The following is a 7,143-nucleotide window of genomic DNA, read 5'->3' on the forward strand; positions in this document are numbered from 1 at the left end:
TCTATTAAGATTAAAGACCAGCAGATGCTTTAAGCGCTTCCACTTTGTCAGTTTTTTCCCATGTGAATGCGGTATCAGAACCTTCACGACCGAAGTGACCATACGCAGCAGTTTGTTGGTACATCGGTTGGATCAAGTTCAACATACGAGTAATACCGTATGGACGTAAGTCAAAGTGTTCACGTACAAGTGCAATAATCAAATCTTCAGATACTTTTGCAGTATTGAATGTGTTGATCGAGATAGATGTTGGTTCTGCAACACCAATCGCATATGACACTTGAATTTCACATTTGTCAGCTAGACCAGCAGCCACAATGTTTTTAGCAACATAACGGCCTGCATAAGCAGCAGAACGGTCCACTTTTGATGGATCTTTACCAGAGAACGCACCACCACCGTGACGAGCCATACCACCGTAAGTATCTACAATGATTTTACGGCCTGTTAAACCACAGTCGCCTACAGGGCCGCCAATCACGAACATACCTGTTGGGTTGATGTGGAATTTAGTGTCTGCATGGAACATTTCAGCAGGAATCACTTTTTTCACGATTTCTTCAATTACCGCTTCTTTCAATTGAGCTTGAGTAATTTTTGGATCGTGCTGAGTCGAAAGTACAACTGCGTCTAAACGAACTGGCATGCCGTTTTCATAAGCAAATGTTACTTGGCTTTTTGCATCAGGACGTAACCAAGCAAGTTTGCCTTGTTTACGTAGTTCAGCTTGTTTTTCCATTAAGCGATGCGCATATGAAATAGGTGCTGGCATAAGCACATCAGTTTCACGGCTTGCATATCCAAACATTAAACCTTGGTCGCCTGCACCTTGATCTTCAGGTTTTTGACGGTCTACACCTTGAGCAATTTCAGGTGATTGTTTACCGATCATGTTGATCACGGCACAAGTTGAGCCATCAAAGCCAAGATCTGAATGATGATATCCGATACCATTTACGGTATTACGAACAATCGCTTCAAAGTCAACATTTGCAGTTGTTGTGATTTCACCGGCAAGTACAACCGCACCCGTTTTTACAAGCGTTTCACAAGCAACCCGTGCATATGGGTCTTCTTTTAAGATTGCATCCAAAATAGCATCACTGATTTGGTCAGCCATTTTATCCGGATGGCCTTCGCTTACAGATTCCGAGGTAAATACAGCGTACTCGCGCATAAGTCCTATCACAGTTAAATTTAAAGACGCAATATGTTACATCGAGAAAGCGTTTAGGACTAGCTCAACATGACCAAATTGGATGAAATTAATTCATTTCAATGACTTTTTAATTGATATAGGCATCTAAAAAATTGATATGAGCTATGGATTTCTCAATTTAAATTTTTATGATGAGATAAAACAGAGATATTGGGCTTTGGTACGAGTAACAATGTGATTAGGCGTTAAAATGCCTAAATTGGCTTTTTAAGTGAATCAATTATTAGAAAAAATCAAATCAATATCCTGAGATTTATCAATAATGAATGTCATGAACTGCCAGAATGTGACTGTAAACGACAATTATTCGTTTAATTTGAAAAATAAAACACAATAAGTGCGGGCTTTTGAGACTTGGTACGCAAATTGCCTATTTGTCATTACGTTGAATGGGGAAACGTAATGAAACAGTCTGGTTTTACACTCATTGAAATTATGATCGTGGTGGCAATCATCGGTATTTTGGCTGCAATTGCTACTGTATCTTACAATGGCTATGTCGCTCGGGCGCAAGTGGCTGAAGTATTAACAATGATTTCACCCTATAAATTAAAACTGATTGAAAATTATTCAGTGGAGCAAAGCTGTGTAGATTTGAATACAGCGTTGAATGAAAGTATCAGTACCAAGTATATTGCGAGTAGTGAAATTACTGATGTGGCAGGAACGTGTTCAGTGGTTTTTACCTTTAAATCAACAGATGTCAATTTTGCTCTTCGCTCAAAGCAGATCTATTTTAGTATTCCAGATGGTTTAAATGGTGCTTGGAATTGTCAATCTGATGATATTTCGCAGCGAAATTTACCTGCTACATGTCGTGGTATCTAAAGTTCTGTATTTAGGGTCTCGAAGATATTGGATCAGTGCTGATTTCACAGGGATGTGTATGCTCTTAGAGTTTCACAAACATTCATAAGTTTCTTTATTGATTATATTTCATATTTCTAATGGTCATTTATTTGGATCGGCTTTGGCTGCTATTTATATTCACAATTTCCATTCGATGTATTGGACTTTTATCAATTACGAAGCGTTTGCTTTCGCCACTAAACTCTAAATATGCATTGCGCTGTCATTGATTCGCCATATAAAAGCGTCACTGTATACAAAATAAACGACATGCATAGGCTTGAAATTGAGCAATAAGCGCCCAAAATACAGGTGGTGCAGGAATAATTAGCGAAAATTTGCCCCTGAGGCTTTACCCATTCCGCTTTTTTTAAGACAATATGCGCATCTTTGAATTCTTATTCATCTTACTCTTTTAAACCATTTGTTTGGACTCTGACCTATGACAACCCCGCTTAACGAACGTCGTATTGCAAACGCAATTCGTGTATTGGCAATGGATGCTGTGCAAAAAGCAAATTCAGGACATCCAGGTGCTCCAATGGGGATGGCAGATATTGCTGATGTGGTATGGCGTGAATTCCTCAACCACAACCCTGCAAACCCACAATGGGCAAACCGTGACCGTTTCGTATTGTCAAACGGCCATGGCTCTATGTTGCAATATGCGTTATTGCACTTAACAGGTTATGACCTGTCTATTGAAGATTTAAAATCTTTCCGTCAATTGCATTCTAAAACTCCAGGTCACCCAGAATTGGGCTATGCACCGGGTATCGAAACAACGACTGGTCCATTGGGTCAAGGTATTGCAAACGCTGTAGGTTTTGCACTTGCTGAAAAAACTTTAGCGGCTCAATTCAACAAAGAAGACATCACAGTTGTAGATCACAACACTTACTGTTTCTTAGGTGATGGCTGCTTAATGGAAGGTGTTTCTCACGAAGCATGTTCATTGGCTGGTACTTTGGGTCTGGGTAAATTAGTTGTTTACTACGATGACAACGGCATCTCGATTGATGGTGAAGTAGAAGGTTGGTTCTCTGACGACACAGAACAGCGTTTCTTGGCATACGGTTGGCAAGTGCTTAAAGTTGACGGTCATGATGCAGATGCAATCCGTGCGGCAACTGTTGAAGCAAAAGCTGAAACTGCGAAACCAACCTTAATTATCTGTAAAACCATTATTGGTTTAGGTTCACCAAACAAACAAGGTAAAGAAGATTGCCACGGTGCGCCGCTTGGTAATGATGAAATCGCTTTAACTCGTGAAGCTTTGGGCTGGACAGAAGGTCCATTTGAAATTCCTGCTGATGTTTATGCAGCTTGGGATGCAAAAGCAAAAGGTACTGCTTCTGAATCTGCTTGGAACGACACATTTGCTGCTTATGCTGCTAAATATCCAGCAGAAGCAGCTGAACTCAAACGTCGTCTTTCTGGTGACCTTCCTGCTGACTTCGCAGCAAAAGCGGATGCTTATATTGCTGAAGTAAATGCTAAAGCTGAAACAATCGCTACTCGTAAAGCTAGCCAAAATGCCATTCAAGCATTTGCACCACAGCTTCCAGAAATTCTAGGTGGTTCTGCTGACCTTGCAGGCTCTAACCTGACTTTATGGAAAGGCGCAGAAGGCGTTGAATCTAACCCAGCGGGTAACTACGTTCATTACGGCGTACGTGAATTCGGTATGACTGCGATTGCTAACGGTGTTGCACTTCATGGCGGTTTCGTTCCTTATGTAGCAACATTCTTAATGTTCATGGAATATGCGCGTAATGCAGTACGTATGTCTGCATTGATGAAACAGCGTGTGATTCATGTGTATACCCATGACTCAATTGGTCTAGGTGAAGATGGTCCTACACACCAACCTGTAGAGCAAATTGCATCTTTACGTGTTACACCAAATCTGAACACTTGGCGTCCATGTGACACTGTAGAAGCGTCTATTTCTTGGAAATCTGCGCTGCTTCGTTCAGAAGGCCCTACAGCATTAATCTTCTCTCGTCAAAACTTGCCATTCCAAACTCGTACAGCAGATCAAATTGCTGACGTTGCGAAAGGCGGTTATGTACTTGCAAAAGAAAAAGGCGAATTGAAAGCAATCATCATTGCGACTGGTTCAGAAGTTTCATTGGCAATGGATGCTTACGCACAGCTTGAAGGCGTACGTGTTGTTTCTATGCCATGTGCTGAAGAATTCGTAAAACAAGACGCTGCTTACCGTGAAGCGGTTCTTCCTGCTGCGATCCGTGCGCGTGTTGCTGTTGAAGCTGCGCATGTGGACTACTGGTGGAAATTTGTAGGTCTTGATGGCCGTGTAATCGGTATGACGACTTACGGTGAATCTGCTCCAGCAAAAGACTTGTACCAACACTTCGGTATCACAGCTGATGCTGTTGTTGCTGCAGTGAAAGAAATTACCGCTTAATCTATAAAGATTAACAGTAAAAAAGACGCCCCAGAGAAGGGGCGTTTTTTATTGCAGAGATTAAATATATTTTTTAATTGTGAAATAACGATTTGTAACGAATGAATTAAAGCATTGGTTTAAAATTAATTCATTCATGCAGTATTCAGCCACGGGTGCAATGTTGCCCCAAGTGAGGAAACGATGAGCCTTTACGATCAGATAAATGATGAAATTGTACTGATGGATGCTGGTGAACAGAAATGGATTGGCACGGACTTAGAGCTTGAAGCCATGGTTGCAGTAGAATTGATGTTGCAAGATTTGCAAGAAGACAAAGTGATTAAGATTCGCCGTAAGAACCATGAAAAGCATACAGGTTTAAAGCAGGTAGATCGGATCTTGGTTGAAAAGCTATAAGCTGAATGGTAAAAAAGTCCGAATCTTCGGGCTTTTTATTTGTCTATTGTATTTATAAAACAGATAAGAAAACGTTCTTTCAAGACTCATCATGTTTAAAAAGAGCGCATAAAATACAGTGTTTTCAACACAAAAAGCTTTATTTCAGTTATAAAAATCCAGTGATCATTTAAAAAAGACATTGAACGTGCAAATACAAATTAAAAATTTAACTGAAATTTCAAAAAGCCAATGGCAGCCGCTCTGGGAGCTGTATTTAGAATTTTATAAAAGTCAGGTGGCGGATGCAGTGACCGAGCGAACATGGCAAAGGTTACATGCTGCTGAGTGCGAACATATGTATGGCTTTGGAGCCGTAATTGAACATCAAGTGGTTGGGATCGTGCATGTCATTGAACATGAGAGCTGCTGGACATTGCAGCCTTATGCCTATTTGCAAGATTTATATACGCTTGAAGAATATCGCGGGCAGGGTATTGGCAAGGCGCTGATCGCGAAAGTGAAAGAATATTGTGATCAGCGGCAGTGTGACCGTGTGTATTGGCTTACGCATCAGGACAATGAAACAGCACAAAAGCTGTATGATCAAATCGCGAGAAAAACTGGGTTTATCCAATATCGCTGTCATTAAGTCAATGTAAAAGGCCATTCCAAATCAACAGCAGCTCTTGCGTGAAGAGCTGCTGCATCTAAGTATTAAGCTGAAACTTTAAAGTTTTTAGCTGAGTCTGCATCTTGCTGAATGATCCATTCTCCGCCTACGCGGAAAGATGATGCTGAGGCATAGGTATCTTCCATAAATTGGAAATAGCTGATTAAACCATTTTGAACTTTGGCTTTGATTGAAAAAGGCGAGGTAAATGTATTTTTAGCATACACTGAGGTGTAGGTGAATTGACCAAATACAGCTACGGTTTCATCTTCAGCGATCATATCCGTGATTTGAAAGTCATCGATATTCCAGTAAGTGCCGACATTGGAAAAGGTATATATATAGATGGCTCTGCCTGTGCCAGACCCAGCCCATGGCTCAATTTGTTTCAGTTCTGGGTTGCTAAAGTTAAGGGAAACATATGCTGCGTCTTCGGCTACCAGTAGCTGAGTTGCATTTTCAATGAGTTCTTTTGAAGTATTCATAAGAAATGCCAAAACCACATCTTTGGGTGTTTTAGTGTTTAAGGCTTTTTCAATAGCCAGCGATTGTTCTGTCATTTTTCGGTACTCAGATTTTTATGATGTCTAAAAATCTTAAGTGGATTTGTATTGAAAACCTACGACTCAGATGGGTTGATGTTTCCTAAATTTAGGATAAATAGCTCATAGCCTAAATTAATTATTTGAAATATATGGGAAATTTAATAATTGAGAGTAGTTGTGGATGCTGCTACAGATTTTACAAAACTATCGTTCTAAACATGCAACAAAACGTTTTATCTTTAAAGCTGTAATACGGCTAAAAATCTATAGACTTAATGGTATTCGAAAGTGAGATAAAAACATGAACTTTAAAGCATTAACAATCGGTTTGGCGGTAGCATCAGTTACAACAATTTCTATGGCAAAACCTGTTGCCTATCAAATTGATCCTACTCATACAGCAACAGTATTTACGTGGAATCATTTTGGTTTCTCAACGCCTTCTGCAAACTTTAGTGACATTCAAGGGACAATTAATGTCGATAATGCAAAACCTGCAAATTCGTCTGTGAATGTGACGATTCCATTATCGAGCTTAAATACCAATGTCAAAGCATTAGATGATCATTTAAAAACAGCTGATTTCTTTGATGCTGAAAAATATCCAAATATCACGTTTAACTAAATGTGCGGAATTCTCCATCTATAATCTGTGATTTAGATGGAGATGGATAGCACGCCTTTTCAGTCGGGTCTTTCTTGGTTTTGGATGTATTCTCGAATTACATCAATTGTCGCTCCACCTGTTGTAAGTAGACAGTATGCCCTCGTCCAAAGCACAGGTTTCCAATAATAAGGTTTTAGTTCTTCACCGAACTCCTTGCGTATCAGTCTGCTTGATACAGTTTTTAGATTATTGATGAATTTACTTGGCATGATATTCGGGTGCATATCTAACAATAAGTGAATATGATCAGCTTCACCATTGAACTCAATCAAGTCAATCTCCCAATCAGCACAGTTCTTTTTTACAATTTCTTCAAGCCGATTGATCATCTCATTTGAAAGGCATTTCTTGCGATATTTTGTTACCAACACTAAATGATAT

General features: G+C 39.8%; 7 protein-coding genes and 1 pseudogene. 5 read left to right on the plus strand and 3 right to left on the minus strand.

The window, feature by feature from the left end:
* Positions 1-10: 10 nt before the first annotated feature.
* Positions 11-1,177: a methionine adenosyltransferase gene (gene metK, locus FTU05_RS01645; protein WP_078188779.1), complete on the minus strand. Its 1,167-nt coding sequence runs from the start codon at positions 1,175-1,177 to the stop codon at positions 11-13.
* Positions 1,178-1,621: 444 nt separating this feature from the next.
* Between metK and FTU05_RS01650 the strand changes: the two genes are divergently transcribed.
* The 4 genes from FTU05_RS01650 (at position 1,622) to FTU05_RS01665 (ending at position 5,529) form a co-directional block, all read left to right on the plus strand.
* Positions 1,622-2,047 carry a pilin gene (locus FTU05_RS01650; RefSeq protein WP_180003834.1) on the plus strand — a complete coding sequence of 142 codons (426 nt, stop codon included), beginning with the start codon at positions 1,622-1,624 and terminating at the stop codon, positions 2,045-2,047.
* A gap of 463 nt (positions 2,048-2,510) precedes the next feature.
* A complete protein-coding gene (gene tkt, locus FTU05_RS01655; protein ID WP_180164028.1) occupies positions 2,511-4,499 on the plus strand; it encodes a transketolase in 1,989 nt (662 codons plus the stop codon).
* Between the two features lie 183 nt (positions 4,500-4,682).
* Positions 4,683-4,898 carry a hypothetical protein gene (locus FTU05_RS01660; protein WP_078188774.1) on the plus strand — a complete coding sequence of 72 codons (216 nt, stop codon included), beginning with the start codon at positions 4,683-4,685 and terminating at the stop codon, positions 4,896-4,898.
* 187 nt (positions 4,899-5,085) lie between these two features.
* Entirely contained in the window at positions 5,086-5,529 is a 444-nt protein-coding gene (locus FTU05_RS01665; protein WP_373685249.1) for a GNAT family N-acetyltransferase, read from the plus strand.
* A 65-nt stretch (positions 5,530-5,594) separates the two neighbouring features.
* On the opposite strand, the gene FTU05_RS17815 is transcribed toward FTU05_RS01665, so the two are convergent.
* Complete coding sequence (locus FTU05_RS17815) at positions 5,595-6,110, minus strand: nuclear transport factor 2 family protein (protein WP_257230071.1); 516 nt, start codon at positions 6,108-6,110, stop codon at positions 5,595-5,597.
* A 286-nt stretch (positions 6,111-6,396) separates the two neighbouring features.
* Here FTU05_RS17815 and FTU05_RS01675 point away from each other — a divergent pair.
* A pseudogene (locus FTU05_RS01675) lies at positions 6,397-6,714 on the plus strand (YceI family protein); the annotation flags it as partial.
* A 65-nt stretch (positions 6,715-6,779) separates the two neighbouring features.
* Here FTU05_RS01675 and tnpA read toward each other — a convergent pair.
* On the minus strand, positions 6,780-7,143 hold a 364-nt coding region (gene tnpA / locus FTU05_RS01680; RefSeq protein WP_218953190.1), incomplete at its 5' end, for an IS200/IS605 family transposase.

Source organism: Acinetobacter sp. YH12049 (assembly GCF_013419875.1).
GTDB lineage: Bacteria > Pseudomonadota > Gammaproteobacteria > Pseudomonadales > Moraxellaceae > Acinetobacter > Acinetobacter amyesii.

Excerpts from the sequence above, each read along its gene's own strand:
- metK (WP_078188779.1), bottom strand. The coding sequence starts at position 1,177 with ATGCGCGAGTACGCTGTATTTACCTCGGAATCTGTAAGCGAAGGCCAT.
- FTU05_RS01650 (WP_180003834.1), top strand. The coding sequence starts at position 1,622 with ATGAAACAGTCTGGTTTTACACTCATTGAAATTATGATCGTGGTGGCA.
- tkt (WP_180164028.1), top strand. The coding sequence starts at position 2,511 with ATGACAACCCCGCTTAACGAACGTCGTATTGCAAACGCAATTCGTGTA.
- FTU05_RS01660 (WP_078188774.1), top strand. The coding sequence starts at position 4,683 with ATGAGCCTTTACGATCAGATAAATGATGAAATTGTACTGATGGATGCT.
- FTU05_RS17815 (WP_257230071.1), bottom strand. The coding sequence starts at position 6,110 with ATGACAGAACAATCGCTGGCTATTGAAAAAGCCTTAAACACTAAAACA.